Genomic DNA, 22047 nt, shown 5'->3' on the forward strand with positions numbered 1-22047 from the left:
TCTCCGCCCGTTTTGTCCGGGCGGCCTTTTTGTTCATAGCCCACACGTTGGAGCGAAGTTCATGCTCGCCAGCATTATAAAGCGCGACGGCACGGAAGTGCCTTTTGATTCGGTCAAGATTCTCAATGCCATCACCAAGGCCAATCAGGCCGTTGGCGGTGAAGACATGTCCCCGACTGACCTGCTGTTTGTCACCGAAAAGGTGTGCAAAAAGCTGGAGTCGCGCAGCCTCAAGCATGTGGAAGAAATTCAGGATGTTGTTGAAGAAACCCTGATTCAGTACGACTACGCCAAAAGTGCCAAGGCTTACATCCTGTACCGGGCCGAGCATACGAAAATCCGTAATGCGGAATCGTATCTCATGGATATTTATAAAAAACTTACGTATTCCCCGGCCCTGCAGGAAGACATCAAACGCGAGAATGCCAATATCGATGGCGATACGGCCATGGGCACCATGCTCAAGTATGGTTCCGAGGGCTCAAAATTCTTCATCGACAACTACATTCTGCCCAAGGACGCCTCCGCCGCGCACCTTAACGGCGATATCCACATTCACGACAAAGATTTTTACATGCTCACGGAAACGTGCTGCCAGATTGACCTTATCCCCTTGTTTAAAAATGGTTTTTCCACGGGGCACGGGCATTTGCGCGAGCCCAATTCCATTGAGAGCTACTCGGCCCTTGCCTGCATTGCCATTCAGGCGAACCAGAATGAAATGCACGGCGGCCAGAGTGTGCCGCATTTTGACTTTGCCATGGCTGAAGGCGTTATCAAAACCTACCGCAAGGAATATGAGCGCGCTTTTGCCGCATTTTTGCGCATTGCCCAGAATCTGGAGGAGCAGGCAGCCATTGACGCCGCCAGAGAAACCATCGCCCTGTTGCCCGAAGGCCCGCGCCTTGGCACCTGCGATGCTTTTGGAGAGGCCCTTGTGGCGGCTGTCCCCGAGGCCCGGCGCGAACTTGTGACGCGCGCGCATGCCTATGCAGCCGGCGAAGCCCTCAAATACACCGAGCGCCGCACCTATCAGGCTATGGAAGCCCTGATCCATAATCTGAACACCATGAATTCCCGTGCAGGCGCACAGGTGCCTTTCAGCTCCATCAACTACGGCACGGATGTTTCTGCCGAGGGGCGCATGGTTGTTAAAAACCTGCTGCGCGCCACCAAGGCCGGGCTTGGCAATGGGGAGACCTCCATTTTCCCCGTGCAGATATTCAAGGTGAAGTCCGGGGTCAACTATAATCCTGAAGATCCCAACTACGACCTTTTCAAGCAGGCTATGGATGTTTCCGCCATGCGGCTCTTCCCCAATTTCAGCTTTCTTGATGCGCCGTTCAACCTCCAGTACTACCGCCCGGGCGACTATAATACGGAAGTGGCCTACATGGGCTGCCGCACACGCGTGCTTGGCAACGTGTACGACAAGGACAGGCAGGTTACGTGCGGTCGCGGCAATCTGAGCTTCACCTCCATCAATCTTCCCCGGCTCGGGCTGGATGCGCGTGGCGACATCAGCCGTTTCTACGCTCTGCTGGATGACAAGATTGATCTGGTGTTCCGCCAGTTGCTGCATCGGCTCAAGATCCAGAGCGCCAAAAAAGTGCGCAACTATCCCTTCCTCATGGGCGAGGGCATCTGGCTCGATTCCGACAAACTGGGTTGGGACGACAGTATTGAAGAAGTGCTCAAGCACGGCACCCTGACCGTGGGCTTTATCGGTCTTGCCGAAACGCTCAAGGCTCTTGTGGGCCAGCACCACGGCGAAAGCGAAGATGCCCAGAAGCTCGGCATCGAGATTGTTACGCACCTGCGCAAGCGGTGCGATGACGAAGCCGAAAAGACCGGACTCAATTTTTCACTCATCGCCACCCCGGCGGAAAGCCTGAGCGGGCGTTTTGTCAACCTCGATAAAGCCAAGTACGGCAGCATCCCCGGCATCACCGACAGGGATTACTACACCAACTCGTTCCACGTGCCGGTGTACTGCCCCATCAAGGCCTTTAAAAAGATACAGATCGAGGCCCCGTACCACGCGTTGACCAATGCGGGCCACATCACCTATGTGGAGCTGGATGGGGATACCTGCAAGAACCTTGAAGCCTTTGAGAGCATCATCCGGTTTATGCACGATAATGGCGTTGGTTACGGCTCCATCAACCATCCTCTGGATCGCGACCCTGTCTGCGGCTATGTGGGCGTGATCAACGGCGCCTGCCCCCGCTGCGGCCGCAAGGAAGGCGAAGGCGTAAGCGCCGAGATGCTTAAAGAACTGCGTAAAAAATACCCGCACACCCCCAAGTGGGACTAGCGGTCATATACAATTTTCATCAACTTTTGCTTATAGAACAAGGAGAGCGACAATGCTAATGAAATCGCGTCTGTTCGAGGAAACCAAGCCCGCGCAGAAACTTGTGGGTCAGGATGTGGGCTTTGAACGTACCCGCCGCATCACCGGTTACCTTGTGGGAACGCTTGACCGTTTCAACAACGCCAAGCGCTCGGAAGAGCGCGATCGTGTCAAGCATGCCTGAATCCGGTAATGCCGGGGTCATGCGGCTGTCAGGCATTGTGGAGGAATCCATAGTGGACGGCCCGGGCCTGAGGTATGTCCTGTTCACGCAGGGTTGCCCGCATCACTGCAAAGGATGCCACAATCCGCAGACGCACGACTTTAAGGGCGGCTTTCCGTTTACGGCGGAGGCCGCCCTTGCCCAGATTGGGGAAAACCCTCTTCTGTCGGGAGTGACGCTGTCTGGCGGGGAGCCCTTTGAGCAGGCCCAGGCGCTCTGCGCCGTGGCCGAGGGCGTGCAGGCCATGCGCAAAAATGTGATGACCTACACGGGTTACACATTTGAAGCCCTGCTTGCCCGCAATGACTACTGGACAAACCGGCTGCTGGAACTGACGGATGTTCTTGTGGATGGCCCCTATGTGGAAAGCCTCCGCGATCTTGAGTTGCAGTTCAGGGGCAGTTCCAACCAGCGCCTTCTTGACCGCGCCAGCCGTGAGCGAATAGCGGCAGCATTGTGCAGCCGTTGAATTTTTACGAATCCTGCCAGTTTGTTCTGCCGGTAACGCTTGCTCCCCGCTTTTGGCGGGGTTTTTTATTGGGGTTTGGCCGCAGGCGGCTCACTGTTTCGGTGTGGCTTTTGTGCCGGTCACATAGGAGGCAAAACCCACATCCATCTGCTGTATATGGTCCACCAGCCAGGTTTTCAGGTATTCCAGCAGGGCAATATCAATAAAGGCCTTGTCGTCAAGCACGGCCTCACGAAGTTCTGTCACTGCTTTTCTGAAACCCTGGTGCACTTCAATGTGCCTTGCCGTGAGCGGATATGGCGTGCGGCTGAAGAAAAGTTCTTCTGTGGCAAAATGGCTGAAGGCATAGCCCGTCAGATCATCAAGAATTTCGAGCAGCAGCTTTTTATCGCAGCCTTTCTGCATTCCACGGTGCAGCTTGTTGATGTACGAAAGCAAGAGCTTGTGCTGGCCGTCAATGACCGGAATGTTCGTGTTGTAACGGCTATCCCAGGGGAAAGCCTCTGCAAGCTCAGTATCTGCTTCGTCCTTATCAGTGGCGGCTGCGTCCAAAATCTGGCTGGCGTGCAGCAATATGCTTTCGCTATGGTGCAGCGCCGCAGAAAGAGCAAGAATTTGCTCCTTACGCGGGCGGTCCTCGGGCAGCCCATTGCCCGCCTCAGCAGCAGTGGCCAGGTCGTTCAACTCTGACTGGGCGTTGCGCAGGGCCGCAAGGGCCGTCTGCTGCGTCTGCATGTCCACAACGCGCCTTTCGCGCAGTTCCTGAATTTCCTGCCGGAGTTTGTCTGCTGTTTCGCGCGCTTCGGCAAGGTCGTGGCGAAGCGCGGCCTCTCTGGCATTGAGGCTGTCTTCCAGAGCGCGCACAACATCGCAGGCCGTGGGTATGGAAGGGATTTCAGCGCAGTCCGGTTGCGCAATGGCAGCTACGAACGTGCGCAGGGGCAGCAGGAGGTATCGGTAGAGCAGCACAAGGCCGCAAAGGGAAAAAAGCAGGGAGAGGACAACTGCAAGCCGGGAAAAGGGCGGGGTGAGCTGCATGGCGATAATGCCAGCCAAGGGAGCAATAATCAGAAAAATGATTGGAACGCCCATGTTTTCCCCCGTCAATGGGTATGCCTACCCAGTCAAGGTTGCCTGGCAGCTCTTGCCGCCTCATCACATAACCTGCGCATAACCACAAAGTTTGCTGCGGCCTTGCGTTGGGCGCGTATGCGCTCTTTATTGACGCGTAGCACATTATCGGCCAGGAGCGCTACCACGCCTTTGTCCAGATAGCCGAGTTCCGCCATGGATGCGATGATTCTCATGGCTTCGGCCAGCGGCATGCCGCTACGGTAGGGGCGGTCTTCTGTGAGGGCTGTAAAAACATCCGCCACGGCGATGATACGTACAGGAAGCGTCAGGCTGCTTCCTTCAATTTTGTGGGGATAGCCCGTGCCGTCAATGCGTTCGTGGTGTCTGCCGCCCCATTCCCGCACGCAGGTAAAACCGGGTATGGAACCCAGCAAATTCATACTGATTTCAGCATGTTTTTGAATTTCCTGCACTTCGTCAGGCGTAAGCGCCGCTGGTTTTTCCAGAATTTCGAGTGGCACCGCAAGTTTGCCTATGTCATGCAGCAGACCGGCTACAAACATGGTCGTGAGATCGTCGGCGTCGGCCATGCGGGTTAGCCTGAGCAGCATGCGCGCCGTATAGGCCACGCCCAGCGAGTGGGTGGCGGTGAAGGGGCTTTTGGAGTCAATGGTTTGCGAAAAAAGCCCGCACAGTTCCACAAGCTGCACCGGGCCAAGAATTACAGAGCCAAATGCCGTAGCCAGGTATTCTTCCATGCGCTCGTGGCTGTCCAGAAACGCTGAAATTTCCGAATCATGAGCCAGGGTTGCCAGCGCTTCAAGGCAGGCTTGGGCGTATTCCCTGTCTTTTGCCTGCAGGGTGAGGCAGATGCTGTACAGGTCAGAAGCCTGCTTGCCGCGCAGGGCAACGTCAACCCGGTCAGCCAGGTGGATGCAGTTGGCTGGCAGTGCGTGCTGGTCGGAGGCCTCATAACTGCACCATTCCGTATGGTGATGCAGCACCATGTCGCACACTGGCCTGGGCAGCCCCGCAGTTTTGCAAAAGGCCCAGCCAGCCCGGCAGTGCAAGGCTTTGTTGCGTTCAAATATGAGGTCGCGCGTATCGCTTTTGAGCGGCACTGCGCCAATATCGTGCAGCATGCTGGCCATAAGCATGTACTTGCGCGTGGTGCGTGATATCCGCATGCGTTCAGCAATAACCTGGCTCAAAAAGGCAACCCGCAGATGGTGTCCGGCAAGAAGCGGCGTAACCATGTCCAGCGCGCGCGAAAAACCCATCAGCAGATCAAAAAGGCGAATTGAACGCATGAAACCTCACTCTCACCAATCGGAACAGATATTCAAAGTAAAATAATAGGACAACCGGCCCCCGGAGGCAATAGGCTCATTTGCACAGAGGCTGACAGAAAGAGTACTTTTTTGCATCATGGATGTTACGTAAGCCCCATGTTGCAATTGCACAGAGTTTTTGCCGCAGACGTAAATGTGCCGCACCCGGATGAGTGCGGCACATAATCTACAGGCATTGGAATCTGCGCCAACTACTGCTTGAGTCAGGATTAATCCTTGAAGGGAGAAATCATGCGCAAGGTTTTGATGACATCAGGGAAGTTCTGGATGACAAAGTCCACTTCTTCCTGCGTGGTGTAGCGGGAGAGGGAAAGGCGGATGGAGCCGTGGGCGTAAGTAAAGGGTACACCCATGGCGCGCAGCACGTGCGAAGGTTCAAGGCTGCCAGAGGTGCAGGCAGACCCGGAGCTTGCGCAGATGCCGAGCCTGTCGAGCATGAGCAGGATGGCTTCGCCTTCCACGTTTTTAAATGCAATATTGGTGGTGTTGGGCAGGCGGTTATCCACATCGCCGTTGACCATGCAGTCGGAGATACGTTCAAGCAGACCCTGTTCAAGCCTGTCGCGCAGCATGGCCACGCTGACGCGTTCTTCCTGCATGTGCGCAATGGCAAGCTGAGCCGCTGCGCCAAGCCCTGCAATGTACGGCACATTTTCCGTACCCGCGCGGCGACCCCGCTCCTGATGGCCGCCCCGCAAAAACGGGCGGAAGCGCACACCCTTGCGCACATACAGCACGCCAATACCCTTGGGGGCGTGCAGCTTGTGGCCGGAGAGCGAAAGCATGTCCGCAGGCAGATGGGCAAGGTCAATGGGCGTTTTGCCCACGGCCTGCACGGCATCCGTATGGAACAGCACGCCGCTCTCGCTAGCCATTTCAGCCATGCGCTGGATAGGATAGATATTGCCCACCTCGTTGTTGGCAAACATGATGGATGCCAGCGCCGTATCAGGCGTGAGGGCGGCTGCGTATTCGTCAAGGTCAAGGCGTCCCTTGTTGTCCACGCCAAGGTAGGTCACCCGGTAGCCCTGGCGTTCCCAGTGCTGCATGACGCTGAGCACGGCGGGATGTTCCACGCGGGTGGTGATGAGATGGCGCTTTTCAGGCTGGGTCTGGATGGCCGACCAGATGGCGGCGTTGTCGCTCTCCGACCCGCAGGAGGTAAAGATGATTTCGTCCGGGTTTGCGCCCAGCAGACTGGCCATCTGCTCGCGGGCTGTTTCGACCGCATCTGCCACCTGACCGCCAAAGGTGTGCATGCTTGAAGGGTTGCCGTACAGCTCGTTCAGATAGGGCAGGATGGCATCGCGTACTTCAGGCGCAACAGCCGTGGTGGCGTTGTTGTCAAGATAGATGGTTTTCATGGCGGTTAGGCCTCCTCAACCACGATGTCGGCTTCAACATGTTCGCGCAGCAGGCGCTGCACCAGATCGCGGATGGTCACTTCGCTCGAACGGCACTGGGCGCAGCGCCCGCGCAGGGAGACCACAACGCGCAGACCGTCCACATCCACCAGTTCAATATCGCCTCCGTCAGCAGCAAGCTGCGGGCGGATTTCTTCGTCAATGGTCTTGAGCACCTTCTGCATGCGCTGCACGTTGGTGAGGCGCGGCTTGGGCTTGAGCTCGACCAGCGGCTTCTGCTTGAGCTGGGCGGCCAGAATCTCGGCTATTTCATCAAGGCATTCGCCGCATGCGCCGCCAGCCTTGGTGTAGTTGGTGATTTCTTCAACTGTCTTGAGGCCGTTTTCAGTGATGGCGCGGATAATCTGGGCATCCGTGATGCCAAAGCACTTACACACCAGCTTGCCTTCTTCATGGGCATGGGGTACGGGCGGTTCGCCCTTCCATTGACGGATGGCGGCTTCAAGCGCCTCCTGGCCCATGACGGAGCAGTGCATCTTCTGCTTGGGCAGGCCGCCCAAAGCGTTGGTGATGTCCTTGTTGGTGATCTTGAGCGCGTCTTCAACAGACATGCCCTTGACCATGTCGGTCAGCACAGAGCTTGAAGCAATGGCGCTGGCGCAGCCAAAGGTTTCAAAGCTGGCGTCTTCGATGATGTGCTGGTCGTTGATCTTGAGATATAGCTTGAGTGCGTCTCCGCATGTCAGGCTGCCCACTTCGCCAATGGCGTTGGCGCCTTCAAGGGGACCCACATTGTGCGGCCGCAGAAAGTGGTCGTGTACTGCTTCAGTGTAATTCCACATGATTGCCTCCCGTTACGGAGCATTTCTCTGAGTCTATAATTTCCTGCAAGGTGCGCTTTTGCAGGAAGGAGCGGATGTGCCCGTCCAGTTCTGTCCAGAAGCCCCGGGTGGAGCAGTGGGATTCGCGTTGACAATGGCGACCCTTGCTCAGACAGCGCACAGGGGAAATTTCACCCTCAAGATGCTGAAAGACTTCTTCAATGTTAATATCTGTTGGCGACTTGGCAAGTGAGTATCCGCCGCCAGAACCGCGCACCGCACGCAAAATGCCCATGGGGCGCAGTGCCCGCACTATCTGTTCCAGATAGCCCGATGAGATGTTTTCTTCTCGGGCCACCTGCCCCAGTTGCAAAAGAGAGCCCTGGGGCTGGGCCGCCAGACGCAGCAAAAAGCGCAATCCGTAACGGGTTCTGGTAGAAAATCGCATAGGCATCCTCGTATCCTGTAGGGGTTCAGGATTATGAACTCTTACTTGCCCTGCCGGTCACGGGCAATGGCAGTAAGGCTGAAGGGCGTTTCCTGGTATACGTAGTAGTTGAGCCAGTTGCAGTAGAACAGGTGCGCGTGCGCCCGCCAGTTCATGTTGGGCAGACGGCTGGGATCGTTGCCGGGATAGTAGTTGCTGGGCGGTATGGGGTTCATGCCCCGTTCATGATCGCGGCGGAATTCCGCATCCAGGGTGCCCCTGTCGTACTCAAGGTGCCCGGTCATGAACACCTGCGAGTGATCGCGGCTTTCTACCAGGGCAAGCCCGGCTTCTGGCGATTCGGCCAAAATGCGCAGCTCGGACTGTTTGCTCACATCCTCGGCGCGAACTTCCGTATGGCGCGAATGGGGCGCGGCAAAGGTATCGTCAAAGCCGCTGAACAGGCGACAGCCGGGCTGCAAAATGTCGTGCTGGAACACGCCGGAAACCTTGGCAGGCAAGGCGTACTTGGGGATACCGTAAAAATGGTACAAGGCCGCCTGCGCCGCCCAGCAGATGTACAGGGTTGAGTACACGCGGCTTTGCGCAAAGGTCATGATGTCCAGCAGCTCGTGCCAGTAGTCCACATCCTCAAAAGGGAGATGTTCCACCGGAGCGCCGGTGACGATCATGCCGTCAAAGCTGCCGTGGCGAATTTCTGAAAATGTCTTGTAAAAGCGCTCAAGGTGCTGTGCGGGAGTATTTTTGGATTCGTGAGCTTCAGTGCGCAGCAGGGTGATGTTGACCTGGAGGGGCGAATTACTCAAAAGCCGCAGCAACTGCGTTTCTGTAGCTATCTTGGTGGGCATGAGGTTGACGATGGCGATTTCCAGCGGACGAATGTCCTGCTGGACAGCGCGATCTTCCGTCATCACAAAGATGTTTTCGCTTTCAAGCGCTGCACAGGCGGGAAGATCAGCAGGAATCTTGATGGGCATGTGGATGATCCTTTACAGCAAAGCAGTCTTACTTGGCAGTGCGTTCACTGCCCCTACGGCCCGTCTGCGGGTTACGGTTTTTGGGCAATTTCAGTTAATAAAAGCCCGCCCGTAAAACATAGCATTACACTATGTTTTGTCAAGGCGGACTTTAGGTATTTCCTACATGGGCATTTCTTGCCCACGTATACTTCTTGTAAGATGCCTACAATTGTACAATATGCGTCTCCGGCGTCAAGGTGCTGCCTGCGGCCTCAATGGCGCGGTGCGCCAGCCTGTCCAGCCCGCCGCAGCAGGGCACGCTCATGCGCAGTACGGTAATGCCCGCAATGCCGCCCTGTTTGATGATGGCTGTGAGCCTTTCGACCAGCACTTCATTGTCTTCAAGCTTGGGGCAGGCAATGATGGGCACGCGCCCGCGCATCCAGTCCGCATGCAGATTGGGCAGGGCAAAGCCTGCGCAATGGGCTGCCAGCAGGATGTTGGCCCCGCGCAGATAGGGCGCAGTGGGCGGAACCAGCCGCAACTGGATGGGCCATGTGGGCACCTGCGCCCGCAGATCTTGCGATCCGGCGGGGGCCATGGTTGCAGGGCCGCCGGTCAGCGGGGTGAACGTGCGCGCCATGCTGCCGGGGCAGCCGCCGCCATGCGGGCGGTGGGGCTGGGCGGTTCCATCCCTTTTTGCCTTGGCGGCAAGGGCCGCCTCCTCATCAAATTCGGGCGCTTCCCTTTCCACAAGGCGCAGCGCACCCTCGGGGCAGTTCAGACACGCGCCGAGGCCGTCACAGTAGATGTCGCTGACAAGTTTGGCTTTGCCGTCAATGATGGCAAGCGCGCCCTCAGCGCAGTCGAGTACGCATTGCCCGCAGCCGTTGCACTTTTCTTCGTCAATCTCAATGATGGGACGTTTCATATTATGCCTCCTTTGCCAGGCGCGCCAGCGCCACGGGCGTGTCGATGACATGGTCGGCCTGGGCTGCGCGCAGTTCGTCCGCGCCGCGAAATCCCCAGGCCACGCCGATTGAGATCATACCCGCGTTGCGGGCGGTGAAGATATCCACGTTGCTGTCGCCCACGTAAAAGCTGCGCTCTGGCAAAAAGTCCATGTGCCGCAGCATGTCGAGGGGGGCGTCCGGCTCCGGCTTGAGGGGCACGCCCTCCCTGCCGCCGCGCACAAGGGCAAACGGCACATCAGGAAAGTAGCGGCGCACCAGTTCAACGGTGAGATCGTCCGGCTTGTTGGAAAGGACGGCCAGAGCGTGGCCGTCATCTGCGAGCTGGTGCAGCGCCTGGGTGATGCCAGCATAGGGCTTGGTGCGTACGCACATGTTTTCGCCGTAGCGGGCGCGGGCCTCTGCAATCAACGCTGTCAGTTGGTCTGAAGAAAGCTTTGCTGCTTCACCCTCGGGGAGGGCGTCATTCACAAGTTTGTGAAAGCCTCGGCCCACATAGAATCTGTACGCTGGCAAGGGATGGACTGGATAGCCGTGACTGGCAAGAACGTCGTTGCAGGCCTGGCCAATGTCTTCCAGGCTGTCAACCAGTGTTCCATCCAGATCAAAAATGAATGCTCTCATGTATGCTCCTGTGGGCCCTGCAAGCGGGCACCAGTATTGTAGCTGAAAAGTGGATTAAATCACAAGTATTCTATGGGTATTAATGCGACAAAATCCACTATTCTCTTTTTTTCCAATGTGTTAAAAAAATGTTCCGCAAAAGGCGCATAAGGGTTTGTGATGCCTGTTGCTTTTTGTACTTTGCTGGACAGAATTTTCACGCATTGATAGAACAGTATCGCGGGCTCAAGATGCTGTATGTGACGACCGTCACGGAGGATCTATGGCAAGACATATTTTGAATATCAAAAGTCTTGGTGAAAAGGCGTCCTGGCTGCTGGTGCAGCAGGCATTGGGCATGCCGGAACCGAAGCTGCAAACAGACTTTATGGCGCAGCGCGTGGCCCTGCTGATGTTTTCGCAGCACTCTCTGCCTGAGAGGCTTTGCGTTTCTGCCGCTGTGCGGCAAATGGGCGGCAATGTCGTGTACGAAGGCAGCCGTGGCAGCTGGCGCAATGAAATGAATGATTACCAGGAACAGCTCCTGCCCGTTTTCAGCTACTACATTGACTGCATGTACATGTACGGCATGCCCGTGGGCGGGTGGGACATGGAGGCATCATGCCTGCGCTTCCCGCTTATCAATGCGGGCAGCCCTGATGCGCATCCGGCGCATGCTCTGGCCGACATCGCCTGCATGTTGCGCAATTCACGCTATCTTGACGGCGTGACCTGCGGCTGGCTGGGCTGTGTTAACGGCACGCTGCATTCACTGATGGCGGCGACGGCATGGTTTCCCATTTCACTGCGCATTGCCGTGCCGTCCCGCGTGGACCCCGCGCCGCTCAAAGAAGCTGCGGAGCGCTATGGGTCGCGCATTACCATTGTGGAAAATGTGGAAGAAGCCGTACGGGGCGTCAACTATGTTTTTGCGGGCTGCCGTAGCGGCCTGACGGACGAAGAGCGCGAAAGCTGGCAAGTGACGCCGGAACTGCTCGCCAAGGCGGCGCATGACGCGCATCTTATGCTGAGTGCTTCGCCCATAGCGGCCATCCGTGTTGACGATTCCATCCTGGCCAGCAAGGCCTCACTGTTGGTGCAACAGGCAGAATACCGTTTGCGGGTTCACAAGCGCATGCTGCACTGGGTTTTTCTTGATAATGAAAGCGGGATCTAGTTTATGGGTTTGCAAAACGGGCAGGGCGGTCTGAATACGCTGTCTGCATTAATGGCGGATTCGACTGATGCGGGCGAGGCAAAGGCCAGTGTTGAGAAAGCCGATGCTGCTTGCGTAACAGGACATAATGTTCTGACTGCCAAAGAGCTTATTGAATTTATACAGGTTTATGCTTCCACATTGCTTGCGGCGGGCGGGCAGACTTCACGGGTAGACCGCACCGCCTGCCGCATTGCACGGGCATATGGTTTTGAGGTGGAACTGGCCATATTCCCCAAGCACCTCATGCTTTCAGTCATCAAGCCAGCCGAAGGGGGCATTCCGGCGGAGCGCCGTACTGCGGTCAGCTCCATTGTGTCTGGTGCGCCCAATTTTCAGCGGGTGGCGGCGCTCAATGCCCTGAGCTGGAGCATTGCCGATGAAAACCTCAGCCTTGCCAAGGCGCGCGAACATTTCAGCGCCATCTGCGCGGTGCCCACGCTTAACCCTGTGCTGCTGCGTTTTCTTGTGGCCTGCGCCAATGCCGCCTTTTGCGGATTGTTCAACGGCGATGCGGTGGCCATGGGGCTGGTTTTCTGCGCAACCTTTCTGGGCTTTTATCTGCGGCAAAAACTGCTGCACTGGGGCCTTGACCTGAAGGTCACGTTTTTTCTCTGCTCGTTCGCTGCTTCTCTGGTGGCGTCGCTGGGCGTGCTGCTGCATCTGGGCAACACGCCGCAAACGGGCATGGCTGCAAGCGTGTTGTTTCTCATCCCCGGCATCCCCCTGATCAACGCCATGCTGGATATTCTTGACGGGCATGTGCTTATGGGCGTTTCGCGGCTGATTCAGGCTAGTACGCTCATTATCTGCATTGCTCTGGGGCTGGCTACAACCATGCTGCTGATGGGGGTGGATTCGCTATGATGCTGGTAGACTGCCTTGTGGACGGAGTGCTTGCATCTGTTGCCACAGTTGGTTTTGCGGCCATATCGCGGCCCACCAAGCGGATAGCCGTCATGGCTGGCCTGCTTGCCGCCACGGGGCATATGAGCCGTTTTTTGCTGTTGCAGGCCAATATGGGGATAGCCAGCGCATCGCTCTGCGCCGGGTTGATCATTTCCTTTTGCAGCATGCCAATCGCGCGCCGCTGCCATACCCCGGCGGAAATGTTTGTGTTCCCCGCGCTGTTGCCCATGATTCCCGGCATGTTTGCCTATAAGGCCATTCTGGCGACCTTGCAGTTTCTCAACACAGCCGGGACGCCTCAGGGCCAGACTGTGCTTGTCAGCGTTGTCTACAACGGGCTTACGGCATTTTTCATCATGTGCGCCCTGGCTATCGGGGCCATACTGCCCCTGCTTCTTTTCCACCGTGAAGCGCCGCTTGGCCGTACATTACACAAGCTGAGCCAGGGCGGCAGCGCGGACTGAATCAGGCGCTTGGCCCTGGCAGGAATAGTGTTTTGCCGTGCTGCTCACGGCAGACATACAGAGGATGGGAGCGGGTCTAGCGGAAAGATACCGGCGTGAGAAGGCGCTGATCTACAAATCTGCGGCGATTAAAAAATACAGCCTAAAATCATGATCCTGATGTGCGTGTTCACGTCAGGATCTTTTTTTTCACAGTCAGTTGCGCATGGCGGCAAAGGCCCACCACCATGCAGCGGTGCAGATTAGGGCCGTGAGCGCCCCCGCCGTCCACTGGTTCAAGCGCTTACGGCCGTTCCGTACCTGCCATGCTTCAAGCGCCCCCAGCGCCAGCCCACAGCCAAGCCCTGCCAGATGTGCCGCATAGTCGGTATTCTCGCCCTCAGTGCCGAGCATGGCCAGCAAGGCGGCTGCGGCTGCCACTGGCAGCATGGTCTTGCGTTTGCCTTGCTGCTGGCAAGCCATGTAGCCGGAGATAGCCCCAATGCTGGCAAACAGTGCCGTGGAAAATCCCATGCTCAAAACCGGGCGGGGCCGCAACAGCACTGTCAGGGCATTGCCCATCGCTCCCCCAAGCAGGGTAAGCCACAAGGCCCTGCCAACGCCTGTCATGCGGGCCAGCAGGGTCATAAAAATAGCGCCAAAGGCCATGTTGCCGCAAAGGTGGGTGAGGCTGGCATGGAGAGTAAGCGCGGTGACGGTTCTGTACCATTCGTTGAAAACGCGAACCCGTACTGCGTCAAGAATGCCCGCGCTGTTCCACATGTCTGGCGGTGGCAGCGCGGCGGGGACAGCCCACCAGCCTACGCGCCAGCCGTGCCAGAGAATGAGCGGCAGCAGCGCCAGTATTGCCATGTAGGCGTGGGGAAAAACTCGAAGCGGCGGTGGCTGGGAAACTGGTGCAGTGCTTTCCCGCGCAAAGTCCCCCAGTTCCATGAGGGCAATGTTCTCAAACAACGCGGGCACATAAATGTATTCCCTGCTGTTCATCTGGACGGTCTGATGCGGAATGTTGCAGGCATTGAGCACAAGCAGCCATTCACGAAAGCGGGCGTAGCCCGCTGTGCCTTGCAAACTGGCAACCGGACGCCAGTCGAGAGGCAGGCTGCTGGGCCTGCGGCGGACGCGCCAGTAGCGCGAAAAGGCAAAAATTCTTGGCGGAATTGTGCGCATATGCAAAAAAGCCCCGGCAGAAACCTGTCGGGGCTGAAAGCTGCAAAAGAAGGTCAGTTAGGCCTGCTTACGCACCGTGGGCTTAACAACAACGCCAGAGCGCAGGCAACGGGTGCAGACGGAAAGGGTCCGCACGCTGCCGTCGGGGAACTGGTGACGCACGCGCTGCAAATTGGGATTGAAGCGACGCTTGGTCTTAATGTTGGAGTGGCTCACAAGATTGCCGACCTGGGGCTTTTTGCCGCAAAAGATGCATTCCTTGCTCATACATTCCTCCGTATATGCAAAAAAATAGTTCAATTCAAATGCGGCAAGAACAAAGCCCGCGCCGAAAAATGACAGCGTTGCATGTGGGCATAACCGCGCGAAAAGGTCATATAGCTCATGCAGCATGGAAAGGCAAGAAATTTTCTCAAAAAAAGGCGGTTGCGCTTCAAGTGCGGGGTAGCCAGCCAGTCATCAAGCCGGACAGACCTTAACACCATGGAACAACGGAATTTTTCAAGAAAAACTGCAGGAGCTGATTACTGTGCTGCTCAGAAGTAATCCCTGTGCGTACGCGCCCAGTCAGACGCATCAAGCTCCCGTGGTTTTTTTACTTCATCCTTGTGACCAATGGCCACGAGGCAAAGTACGCCATAATGACCGGGAATGCCAAGTGTTTTTCTCACTTCGGCCTCGGCGGAAGCGGCACCGTTGGTGCGCAGGCGCATCTGCACCCATGTGGAGCCAAGACCCAGGCGTTCCACTTCCAGTTGCACCAGAATGGCAACAATGGAGGCATTTTCAACCCATACGTCCGATTTGTCGGTATCAGCCACCACCGCCAGCACCAGGGGGGCTGTGCGCAGGGGCATGGTGCCGGAATCGCGGCAATCTGCCAGCGCGGCAATAACAGCCTTGTCGCGCACGGCCACCAGTTCCACCGGGCGGGTATCCTTGGATGAAGGGGCCAACAGCCCGGCCATAAGCAGTTTTTCCAGGTGTTCATCGCTTACGGCTTGATCGGTGAACTTGCGTATGCTGCGGCGGTTGCTCAACAGTTCCAGCATGGCTTTATCCTTTGTGGCATGTGCGGCATGGCGCCGCAGGCTGAAAAAAAGCACGGGCGGCGGGCGCGGATATCCAATGGAAAAGGGGGCCTTCTGGCCCCCTGTAGCGTTACATTCTTACTGAAACCGGCTGCTTGCCCTGTTCGCCCCCAGCACCTATGGAAGGGGCTTTGGAGGTCGCCATTATGTATATTTCGTGCGGGTCAAGGATCAGGATGACCGAACCGTCGCCCATGATGGTTGCGCCCGAAATACCCTTGAGGTCGCCAAGGTATGCGCCAAGGGGTTTGATAACGATTTCCTGCCGCTCCAGAAGCCGATCAACCACGAGGCCCAGGCGGCGGTCGTTGTCGTGGATGACAACCACGGAAAGCACATCCGGCAGAGGATCGGTGCGGGGCAGGCCCAGCATTTCTGAAAGCTCCACAACGCCAAGCACTTCACCGCGCAGGGTTACGGCCTTGCGCCCCTTCACATCCGTGAGGCGTTCAGCTTCAATCTTGGTGGTTTCTGAGACTGCATCAAGGGGGATGGCGTACATCTGACCGGAAACATTGACCATGAGCGCGTCAATGATAGCCAGGGTCAGGGGCAGGCTCAAGGTGAAGCGCGTTCCCTTGCCCACCTCTGAATACGTGCTGACGCTGCCCTTGAGGTTCTTGATGTTGGTGCGCACCACGTCCATGCCCACGCCACGGCCTGAAATATCTGTGATTTTTTCAGCCGAGGAGAAACCCGGGGCAAAGATGAGCTCCAGCGATTCGCGGTCATCAAGCTGTGCGGCTTCCTCAGGGGTGATGACGCCCTTGCGGATGGCAACTTCGCGCATTTTTGCGGGGTCAATGCCCTTGCCATCGTCTTCAATTTCAATGGCGACAGAGTTGCCCTTGTGGAAGGCGCGCAGCACAACCTTGCCCTTGGCGGGCTTGCCGGCAGCGAGGCGCTGGTCTTCAGGTTCAATACCGTGGTCAACAGAGTTACGGATAAGGTGAACAAGCGGATCGCCGATGACTTCAACAACGCTCTTGTCCAGTTCCGTTTCTTCACCTTCCATGACCAGATCCACTTCCTTGCCGCTTTTGCGCGAAAGGTCGCGCACCAGGCGGGGAAAGCGGGAAAAGACGGAAGAGACCGGAACCATGCGCACCTTCATGATGGTGTCTTGCAGATCGTCAGAAATGCGCGCCATGGCGTAGGTGGTTTCAGAAAGGCTCTGGGCGACCTGGGAAATATCCACGTCATGCCCGGTGTCTTCAAGTGAACGGGCGATGAGGGTGTACCTGTTACGGTTGATGATGAGTTCGCCAATGAGATTCATCAGGTGGTCAAGGCGTTCATGGTCAACGCGGATGGTGGAAGAACCCTTGTGGTTCTCGGCAGCCGGAGCCGCAGCCGGAGCCGCCGGTTTTGCAGGTGCCGCAGGCTTGGCGGGCGCAGCGGGCTTTGCCGCTGCCGGGGCGGCGGGTTTTGCCGCTGCCGGGGCGGCGGGTTTTGCGGGCGTAGCGGGCTTTGCCGCAGCCGGAGCAGCAGGCTTGGGAGCCGGGGCATCCTGCTTGGGGGCAGCCGGAGCCGCCGCAGGCGTATTCTGTGCGGCTGTGCTGGCCGGGGCTGCGGGAGCCGGGGCGGCCTGTTCTTTTTCGGCCTTGGGTTCGGCTTCCGGTTCAGCAGGCTTTTCGACCGCCGGGGCGGTGGGAGCCGGGGCAGCCGGAGCCGCAGCAGGCGCACTCGGTGCCGCTGCCTTGGCCGGGCCGTCCAGCGCAAGCTGAACCATATCCTTGATGATGGAAACTTCCTGATCCAGCAGGTCAACCATCAATTCAAAGTCAATACCGCTGATGCGCCCCTGATCCACGATGCCAGCCGTGCGCTCGGCGTAGACCTTGATGTCTTCAAATTCCATAAAGCCGCAGGCGTTCTTGACCGCCATGAGGCAACGGTAGAGGGCATCAATGGAATCTTTGTGGCTGCCGTCTTTCTTGAGAGTTTCCAGCGCGGCATGAATAATTTCAAACTGCTGCCGCACCGTGACGCGAAAGGCCTCAGTATCATCGTTTTCAGCGCCAACAGCAAAAAATGTCGGAGTGACCACTTCAACCGGAGCGTGGGGATCTGTGGCTGCAGGGGTTTCCTGCTCGCTGGCCTCCTGCTCTGCATCTCCCTGGCTCTCGGCAGCATCGTGATGGTCGCCGTTGCCGTTCTGATTGGCCTGGGCGTCAAGAAGTTCCTGCGGCAGGGAAATGGGGCCGCCTGTCTGGGCTTCCTGAAGCTGCTTGACCACGGGAGAAATGTTGAAAGGAGTGGCTGAACCCGCTTCAATATTGATGCGCTGCACCAGGGCTTCCAGCACGTCAACCACAAGAAGCAGAAGGTCGATCAGCTCGTGTGTGGGCGTGATTTTGCCCTGACGGACATTGTTGAGCAGGGTTTCTGCTTCGTGCGTGAGCGAATTCAGTTCGCTGTAGCCGATAATGCCGCTGTTGCCCTTCATGTTGTGGAAGAAGCGGAAAATATCGTTGACCAGTTCATCACGGCCAATGGGATTTTCTTCCAGATCCAGCAGGGAGCTTGTGAGGTTTTCGATGGTGTCGTTGGACTCATCGATAAAATCTTTCAGGTGCCCTTCACCAAAGGCAGTGAGGGTATACGTAGGCAGATCGGGCAGGGTCTGCACCCAGTCCTTGCCAGACATGGCCGTAAACTCTTCTTCGTTTCCGGCGGTAGCGGCTGGGGTGTCAGCCGCGTTGGCGTTGCTGCTTTCGCTATACGCTTCAGCAGCTTCATCCACCGTGGGCTGTTCATCACTGATGGCAGGTTCTTCAACAACAGAGGCAGTTTCGACAAGCACTTCTGGTTGCGGCGCTGCTTCAGGTTCAGCCGCCACTGGCTGCGGCGCTGTTTCGCCGGCCATGATGGCATCGATCTGAGCCATGATGTGCCCAATCTCCACTTCGCCTTCGGCGTTGGTGGATTCAAGATTGTCGATCATCTGGCGCAGGGCATCGGTGGATGCCAGGATGACATCCATGATCTCCGAGGTCACAACCATTGTGCCTTTGCGCAGTTCGTCCAGAATATTCTCAGACTTGTGCGCCAGCTGATTGATGCGGTTCAGCCCCAGAAAACCCGATGCGCCCTTGAGGGAGTGCATGGGCCGAAAGATATCATTCAGCAGAGCAAGATTGTCCGGCGCCTTCTCAAGCTCAAGAAGGTTAGGCTCGATAGTTTCGAGATGTTCTTTGGCTTCCGCGATAAAATCGGCGAAAAGTTCCGGATCAAAAAATTCCTGGCTCATAACCTGTACCTTTATATGGCTGAAAGCACACTATTGCCCGAATTGGACACATACTGTCTTTCTTATCGGCTATCCCAGAAGCATCTTTATATTACGGACCATTTTTTCAGGCTGTGCCGGTTTAACCATATACAGGTTGGCGCCGAGGCTCATGCCGGTCTGAATGTCCTTCTCCTGCCCTTCCGTTGAAAGGACAATAATAGGAATATCCTTATAGGCATCCTGAGCGCGGATGGTCTTGATAAACGTGAAGCCGTCCATGCGGGGCATGTTCACGTCCGAAACAATCAGGTCGACCGGCTCAAGGCTGTAAAGCTTTTCAATAGCGTCAAGGCCATCCTCGGCGGTGCTGACCTTGAAGCCTTCGCCCTTGAGAACAAAGGCTACCAGGTTACGGATAGTCTTGGAGTCGTCTACGACCATAATATGTTTTTTCATAGGTGATCCTGTCCGTCTGTTGTTGGCTGCCGTACAAAATTTCACCGAACTCTAGAGATTATTCAGACTATTGGCAAGTCGAACCGCATGCTGTCTCAGCCAGGCAGACGATCAGACTTCAATAAGTTTGTCGACAATCAGTTCTGGGTCGATAATACCGTGGAGGCGTTCCTTGATATTGGCGAGGCCGCACAGAAAATCTGCCCCTTCGCCAAGTTGCGCCTCGATGTTCCAACTAATGCTATCTTTTGAAACCATGTACATGGTATGTATTTTGTCGATAATAAGGCCAAGCTGCATATCTTCTGTGCCACAAACAATGATAAAGCTTTTTTCTGTATAACGCTTAGTCTGGTCTGTGGTCAGCAATGCATCCAGGTGCAGCAGGGGCGTAACCTTGCCGCGCAAGTTGACAACACCAGCAATAAAGGGGGGCGCCATGGGCAGCCGGGTCAGCGGCATGTAGCGCAGCACCTCGACAATTACCGGCACTGGCAGCAAAAATACCTGTTCGCGCACATAGAACGAAACCATCTGCACCTGTTCTTCTGCCGCAAGCCTTGTGCGCAAGGAAGGCCGGGCAGTCTCTGCCTCTGCATGCCCGGCATGATGGGCTGGGCGCGCATGGTCTTTCGCTTCTCCTGCTGCGCCAGCCATCACCTGCTCCGGTTCAAGCACCGGCATGGTCTGCAATGCATCGCTGCCCAGATATTTTTGCACAAAGGCCTGTTCCGCAGCGCTCAGCGTTGCGTCTGCCGCTTGAGGTACGGCCAGGCACTGGTCTGCAAAGTATTCTTCGGGCGTTTTTACCATAGCTTCACCACTTCTTCTGCAAGCGAATTATACCCGAGCGCACCCTTTGAGCGGGCGTCGATATCATAAATGGTGCACCCCTGGGCGCTGGCCTCGCGAAAGTGCGTGTCCACCCCAATGACCGTCGAAAACATGGATTGCCCCATTTTGCGGCGCATCAGTTCAAGTACCCGTGTGCAGGCTTTTGCTCTCCTGTCGTACATGGTGGGCACTGCCCGGTAGCGTACGGGCCTGCCCAGGGCCTTGTTCAACGTGTGCAGCGTGTCGAACAGCAGCTTGAGCCCGTGCAAGGCAAGAAAATCTGTCTGGATCGGAATTATCAGCAGGTCTGCGGCAACCAGCGCATTGACCAGCAAAATGCCCACATGGGGTGGACAATCCAGAATTATGTAATCGTACCCATCGCGCACATGCGTGAGGCTGCGGAGGAGCACACTTCCCTTGGCCTGACGTTCGCGAAAATCAACTTCAAGCTCTGACAGCCGTATGCTGCCCGGCGCCACATCTATCCCCGGCAGCGCCTGCACATGGATAAGATCGGGCCAGATCACGGGCCAGGCATCTTCCTGCGCAAGAAAAAGATCGTGCAGGCTGCAAGTGATGCCTTCGGGGTATATTCTCGCATGCAGCGTGGCGCAGGCGTGGGGGTCAAGATCAAGAACAAGAACCTTTTTCCCCATGCGGGCAAGCGCGCTGCTCAGCGAAATGGATGTCGTGGTTTTGCCGACGCCCCCTTTTTGATTGGCAATAGCCAGAACTTTTGCGCACATGGTATCAGCATCAGCTCATTTTTCTGTAAACAATGGTTCCCTTGTGGTGTTCAAGCTGGAACGCACGGCTGATGTTATGCAGGGATTCGGAATGCCCGATAAGCAGAGCGCCGTTGATTTCAAGGTTGTCGTAAAAGGCGTTGATGACCTTGCGCTTCATTTCATCGTCAAAGTAGATGATAACGTTGCGGCAGAAAACAATCTGAGATTTTTCAACGCGTTTGAGCTGTTCCCTGTCATTGAGGTTAATGGGCCCAAAGGAAATGAGCGACTTCAGTTCCGGCTTGACTCTGTACTGCGTGTCTTCCTTGATAAAGTAAGCGTCCACAATTTCCTTTGGGGTCGTGCGCAGGGCATAATCGTTGTAAACTCCCCGGCGGGCAGCGGCCAGCACGGCCTCGGAAAGGTCATTGGCTGTGATCTTGATGTCCCAGCTGGAAAGTTCACTTTTCAGCACTTCACACAATATGATGGCAAGCGTGTAGGGTTCTTCGCCCGTGGAACAGCCAGCCGACCAGATACGCAGCTTTTTGCGCCCTGCCTTGCGGCACTGGTCAAGAATGTCGGGCAGCACACTTTTTTGAAAAACTTCAAGCTGCGGTGGATTGCGGAAAAAGCTTGTTTCGTTGGTTGTTACCACTTCAAAAAGCTTGGTGAGCTCTGTGCGGCGGCTGCCGTCAAAGCGCAGAAAGTTGTAATAGTCGCTGTAACTCTTGAGGTTCAGTTCCTTGATGCGGTTTGAAAGCCGGTTTTCAACAAGGTACTTCCTGTTTTCAGCAATGAAAATGCCGCACTGTTGATAGATGAAATCGCGCAGTTGCAGAAATTCCTCGTCAGATATCTGCAAATCCTTGCGGAAGGGCGAGGCTGCACGGGTGTTGTCTGCAGTTTGCGTGGGCGAGCGAAAAGCCGCGGCAGGCGTGAGCGGCGGGCGCATGGCGCTGGTCGCGGGTGCGCTTTGCGCGGGCCGTGCGGCACCAAGGCCGCCCGTAGCAGGCGCTGGGCTTGCTGTGCGCGGAGGCAGGGCAGACCCCAGCGGAGGCCTTGCTGTTTGCCCAAGACCAGACTGGCCTAGCCCGGATTGCCCCAGGCCAGTTTGCCCGAGAGGAGGCCGCGTTGCCGCACCAGACAGACCATTTGCAGCTTGGCCAAGTCCGGATTGTCCAAGTCCGGATTGTCCCAGGGGCGGGCGTGTTGCCGCAGGCGCAGCGGGGCTGGTGGCACCGCCTGCTGGAGGTGTGCGGAATGCAGAACCTGTCATGCCAGCGCCTTGTGTCGGGCTC

The 22047-nt window shown here is 56.7% G+C and carries 22 protein-coding genes; 6 read left to right on the forward strand and 16 right to left on the reverse strand.

What is annotated here, in order from left to right; all coding sequences use genetic code 11:
* The first annotated feature begins 61 nt into the window (after positions 1–61).
* The 3 genes from NE637_RS00140 to nrdG are packed head-to-tail and all read left to right on the forward strand — an operon-like array spanning position 62 to position 3048.
* Complete coding sequence (locus NE637_RS00140) at positions 62–2317, forward strand: anaerobic ribonucleoside triphosphate reductase (protein WP_215647740.1); 2256 nt, start codon at positions 62–64, stop codon at positions 2315–2317.
* A 52-nt stretch (positions 2318–2369) separates the two neighbouring features.
* Complete coding sequence (gene nrdD / locus NE637_RS00145; protein ID WP_034605181.1) at positions 2370–2540, forward strand: anaerobic ribonucleoside-triphosphate reductase; 171 nt, start codon at positions 2370–2372, stop codon at positions 2538–2540.
* Positions 2533–3048 carry an anaerobic ribonucleoside-triphosphate reductase activating protein gene (gene nrdG, locus NE637_RS00150; RefSeq protein ID WP_225529849.1) on the forward strand — a complete coding sequence of 172 codons (516 nt, stop codon included), beginning with the start codon at positions 2533–2535 and terminating at the stop codon, positions 3046–3048. Before nrdD ends, nrdG begins: the two co-directional genes overlap by 8 nt.
* A gap of 90 nt (positions 3049–3138) precedes the next feature.
* Here nrdG and NE637_RS00155 read toward each other — a convergent pair whose 3' ends face one another.
* The 8 genes from NE637_RS00155 to NE637_RS00190 all read right to left on the reverse strand — a co-directional run bounded on the left by NE637_RS00155 (position 3139) and on the right by NE637_RS00190 (position 10661).
* Positions 3139–4140 (reverse strand): bacteriohemerythrin, encoded by a 1002-nt coding sequence (locus tag NE637_RS00155; protein ID WP_227118489.1) that lies wholly within the window; start codon positions 4138–4140, stop codon positions 3139–3141.
* Between the two features lie 32 nt (positions 4141–4172).
* Complete coding sequence (locus NE637_RS00160) at positions 4173–5432, reverse strand: HD-GYP domain-containing protein (protein WP_227118490.1); 1260 nt, start codon at positions 5430–5432, stop codon at positions 4173–4175.
* 251 nt (positions 5433–5683) lie between these two features.
* Positions 5684–6838: a cysteine desulfurase NifS gene (gene nifS / locus NE637_RS00165; protein ID WP_227118491.1), complete on the reverse strand. Its 1155-nt coding sequence runs from the start codon at positions 6836–6838 to the stop codon at positions 5684–5686.
* A 5-nt stretch (positions 6839–6843) separates the two neighbouring features.
* Positions 6844–7680 (reverse strand): Fe-S cluster assembly protein NifU, encoded by an 837-nt coding sequence (gene nifU / locus NE637_RS00170; RefSeq protein ID WP_192111572.1) that lies wholly within the window; start codon positions 7678–7680, stop codon positions 6844–6846.
* Complete coding sequence (locus NE637_RS00175; RefSeq protein WP_027180794.1) at positions 7664–8107, reverse strand: RrF2 family transcriptional regulator; 444 nt, start codon at positions 8105–8107, stop codon at positions 7664–7666. Before NE637_RS00175 ends, nifU begins: the two co-directional genes overlap by 17 nt.
* A gap of 41 nt (positions 8108–8148) precedes the next feature.
* The gene (gene metA / locus NE637_RS00180; protein ID WP_192111573.1) at positions 8149–9084 is read right to left on the reverse strand and encodes a homoserine O-acetyltransferase MetA; all 936 of its coding nucleotides are present in this window, start codon (positions 9082–9084) and stop codon (positions 8149–8151) included.
* A 205-nt stretch (positions 9085–9289) separates the two neighbouring features.
* The gene (locus tag NE637_RS00185; protein ID WP_227118492.1) at positions 9290–9997 is read right to left on the reverse strand and encodes an ATP-binding protein; all 708 of its coding nucleotides are present in this window, start codon (positions 9995–9997) and stop codon (positions 9290–9292) included.
* Position 9998: 1 nt separating this feature from the next.
* Positions 9999–10661: an HAD family hydrolase gene (locus NE637_RS00190; RefSeq protein WP_227118493.1), complete on the reverse strand. Its 663-nt coding sequence runs from the start codon at positions 10659–10661 to the stop codon at positions 9999–10001.
* A gap of 262 nt (positions 10662–10923) precedes the next feature.
* Here NE637_RS00190 and NE637_RS00195 point away from each other — a divergent pair, with 262 nt between their 5' ends.
* The 3 genes from NE637_RS00195 to NE637_RS00205 are packed head-to-tail and all read left to right on the forward strand — an operon-like array spanning position 10924 to position 13229.
* On the forward strand, positions 10924–11817 hold the full coding sequence (locus NE637_RS00195; RefSeq protein WP_192111576.1) for an ornithine carbamoyltransferase: 894 nt from the start codon (positions 10924–10926) through the stop codon (positions 11815–11817).
* Between the two features lie 3 nt (positions 11818–11820).
* The gene (locus NE637_RS00200) at positions 11821–12723 is read left to right on the forward strand and encodes a threonine/serine exporter family protein (RefSeq protein WP_227124420.1); all 903 of its coding nucleotides are present in this window, start codon (positions 11821–11823) and stop codon (positions 12721–12723) included.
* Positions 12720–13229 carry a threonine/serine exporter family protein gene (locus NE637_RS00205; RefSeq protein ID WP_227118494.1) on the forward strand — a complete coding sequence of 170 codons (510 nt, stop codon included), beginning with the start codon at positions 12720–12722 and terminating at the stop codon, positions 13227–13229. The genes NE637_RS00200 and NE637_RS00205 overlap by 4 nt, the downstream gene beginning before the upstream one ends.
* Before the next feature lie 195 nt (positions 13230–13424).
* Here the strand turns inward: NE637_RS00205 and NE637_RS00210 are convergent, their stop codons facing one another.
* The 8 genes from NE637_RS00210 to NE637_RS00245 form a co-directional block, all read right to left on the reverse strand.
* A complete protein-coding gene (locus NE637_RS00210; RefSeq protein ID WP_227118495.1) occupies positions 13425–14399 on the reverse strand; it encodes a rhomboid family intramembrane serine protease in 975 nt (324 codons plus the stop codon).
* Between the two features lie 57 nt (positions 14400–14456).
* The gene (rpmB, locus tag NE637_RS00215) at positions 14457–14666 is read right to left on the reverse strand and encodes a 50S ribosomal protein L28 (protein ID WP_027180796.1); all 210 of its coding nucleotides are present in this window, start codon (positions 14664–14666) and stop codon (positions 14457–14459) included.
* A 269-nt stretch (positions 14667–14935) separates the two neighbouring features.
* A complete protein-coding gene (locus tag NE637_RS00220; RefSeq protein WP_192111579.1) occupies positions 14936–15451 on the reverse strand; it encodes a nitroreductase family protein in 516 nt (171 codons plus the stop codon).
* A 109-nt stretch (positions 15452–15560) separates the two neighbouring features.
* Complete coding sequence (locus tag NE637_RS00225; RefSeq protein WP_227118496.1) at positions 15561–18743, reverse strand: chemotaxis protein CheA; 3183 nt, start codon at positions 18741–18743, stop codon at positions 15561–15563.
* A gap of 69 nt (positions 18744–18812) precedes the next feature.
* Positions 18813–19181, reverse strand: a complete 369-nt coding sequence (locus tag NE637_RS00230) for a response regulator (RefSeq protein WP_022658680.1) — start codon at positions 19179–19181, stop codon at positions 18813–18815.
* 111 nt (positions 19182–19292) lie between these two features.
* Positions 19293–19994 carry a chemotaxis protein CheW gene (locus NE637_RS00235; protein ID WP_192111581.1) on the reverse strand — a complete coding sequence of 234 codons (702 nt, stop codon included), beginning with the start codon at positions 19992–19994 and terminating at the stop codon, positions 19293–19295.
* Positions 19988–20764: a ParA family protein gene (locus tag NE637_RS00240; protein WP_192111582.1), complete on the reverse strand. Its 777-nt coding sequence runs from the start codon at positions 20762–20764 to the stop codon at positions 19988–19990. The genes NE637_RS00235 and NE637_RS00240 overlap by 7 nt, the downstream gene beginning before the upstream one ends.
* Positions 20765–20774: 10 nt before the next feature.
* The gene (locus NE637_RS00245) at positions 20775–21701 is read right to left on the reverse strand and encodes a CheR family methyltransferase (protein ID WP_252209483.1); all 927 of its coding nucleotides are present in this window, start codon (positions 21699–21701) and stop codon (positions 20775–20777) included.
* Positions 21702–22047: the final 346 nt, after the last annotated feature.

It is taken from the genome of Desulfovibrio desulfuricans, assembly GCF_024460775.1.
Lineage (GTDB): Bacteria > Desulfobacterota > Desulfovibrionia > Desulfovibrionales > Desulfovibrionaceae > Desulfovibrio > Desulfovibrio desulfuricans_E.

Bases quoted from the DNA above. Each gene is read 5' to 3' on its own strand.
- NE637_RS00140 (WP_215647740.1), top strand. From the start codon at position 62: ATGCTCGCCAGCATTATAAAGCGCGACGGCACGGAAGTGCCTTTTGAT.
- nrdD (WP_034605181.1), top strand. From the start codon at position 2,370: ATGCTAATGAAATCGCGTCTGTTCGAGGAAACCAAGCCCGCGCAGAAA.
- nrdG (WP_225529849.1), top strand. From the start codon at position 2,533: ATGCCTGAATCCGGTAATGCCGGGGTCATGCGGCTGTCAGGCATTGTG.
- NE637_RS00155 (WP_227118489.1), bottom strand. From the start codon at position 4,140: ATGGGCGTTCCAATCATTTTTCTGATTATTGCTCCCTTGGCTGGCATT.
- NE637_RS00160 (WP_227118490.1), bottom strand. From the start codon at position 5,432: ATGCGTTCAATTCGCCTTTTTGATCTGCTGATGGGTTTTTCGCGCGCG.
- nifS (WP_227118491.1), bottom strand. From the start codon at position 6,838: ATGAAAACCATCTATCTTGACAACAACGCCACCACGGCTGTTGCGCCT.
- nifU (WP_192111572.1), bottom strand. From the start codon at position 7,680: ATGTGGAATTACACTGAAGCAGTACACGACCACTTTCTGCGGCCGCAC.
- NE637_RS00175 (WP_027180794.1), bottom strand. From the start codon at position 8,107: ATGCGATTTTCTACCAGAACCCGTTACGGATTGCGCTTTTTGCTGCGT.
- metA (WP_192111573.1), bottom strand. From the start codon at position 9,084: ATGCCCATCAAGATTCCTGCTGATCTTCCCGCCTGTGCAGCGCTTGAA.
- NE637_RS00185 (WP_227118492.1), bottom strand. From the start codon at position 9,997: ATGAAACGTCCCATCATTGAGATTGACGAAGAAAAGTGCAACGGCTGC.
- NE637_RS00190 (WP_227118493.1), bottom strand. From the start codon at position 10,661: ATGAGAGCATTCATTTTTGATCTGGATGGAACACTGGTTGACAGCCTG.
- NE637_RS00195 (WP_192111576.1), top strand. From the start codon at position 10,924: ATGGCAAGACATATTTTGAATATCAAAAGTCTTGGTGAAAAGGCGTCC.
- NE637_RS00200 (WP_227124420.1), top strand. From the start codon at position 11,821: ATGGGTTTGCAAAACGGGCAGGGCGGTCTGAATACGCTGTCTGCATTA.
- NE637_RS00205 (WP_227118494.1), top strand. From the start codon at position 12,720: ATGATGCTGGTAGACTGCCTTGTGGACGGAGTGCTTGCATCTGTTGCC.
- NE637_RS00210 (WP_227118495.1), bottom strand. From the start codon at position 14,399: ATGCGCACAATTCCGCCAAGAATTTTTGCCTTTTCGCGCTACTGGCGC.
- rpmB (WP_027180796.1), bottom strand. From the start codon at position 14,666: ATGAGCAAGGAATGCATCTTTTGCGGCAAAAAGCCCCAGGTCGGCAAT.
- NE637_RS00220 (WP_192111579.1), bottom strand. From the start codon at position 15,451: ATGCTGGAACTGTTGAGCAACCGCCGCAGCATACGCAAGTTCACCGAT.
- NE637_RS00225 (WP_227118496.1), bottom strand. From the start codon at position 18,743: ATGAGCCAGGAATTTTTTGATCCGGAACTTTTCGCCGATTTTATCGCG.
- NE637_RS00230 (WP_022658680.1), bottom strand. From the start codon at position 19,181: ATGAAAAAACATATTATGGTCGTAGACGACTCCAAGACTATCCGTAAC.
- NE637_RS00235 (WP_192111581.1), bottom strand. From the start codon at position 19,994: ATGGTAAAAACGCCCGAAGAATACTTTGCAGACCAGTGCCTGGCCGTA.
- NE637_RS00240 (WP_192111582.1), bottom strand. From the start codon at position 20,764: ATGTGCGCAAAAGTTCTGGCTATTGCCAATCAAAAAGGGGGCGTCGGC.
- NE637_RS00245 (WP_252209483.1), bottom strand. From the start codon at position 21,701: ATGCGCCCGCCGCTCACGCCTGCCGCGGCTTTTCGCTCGCCCACGCAA.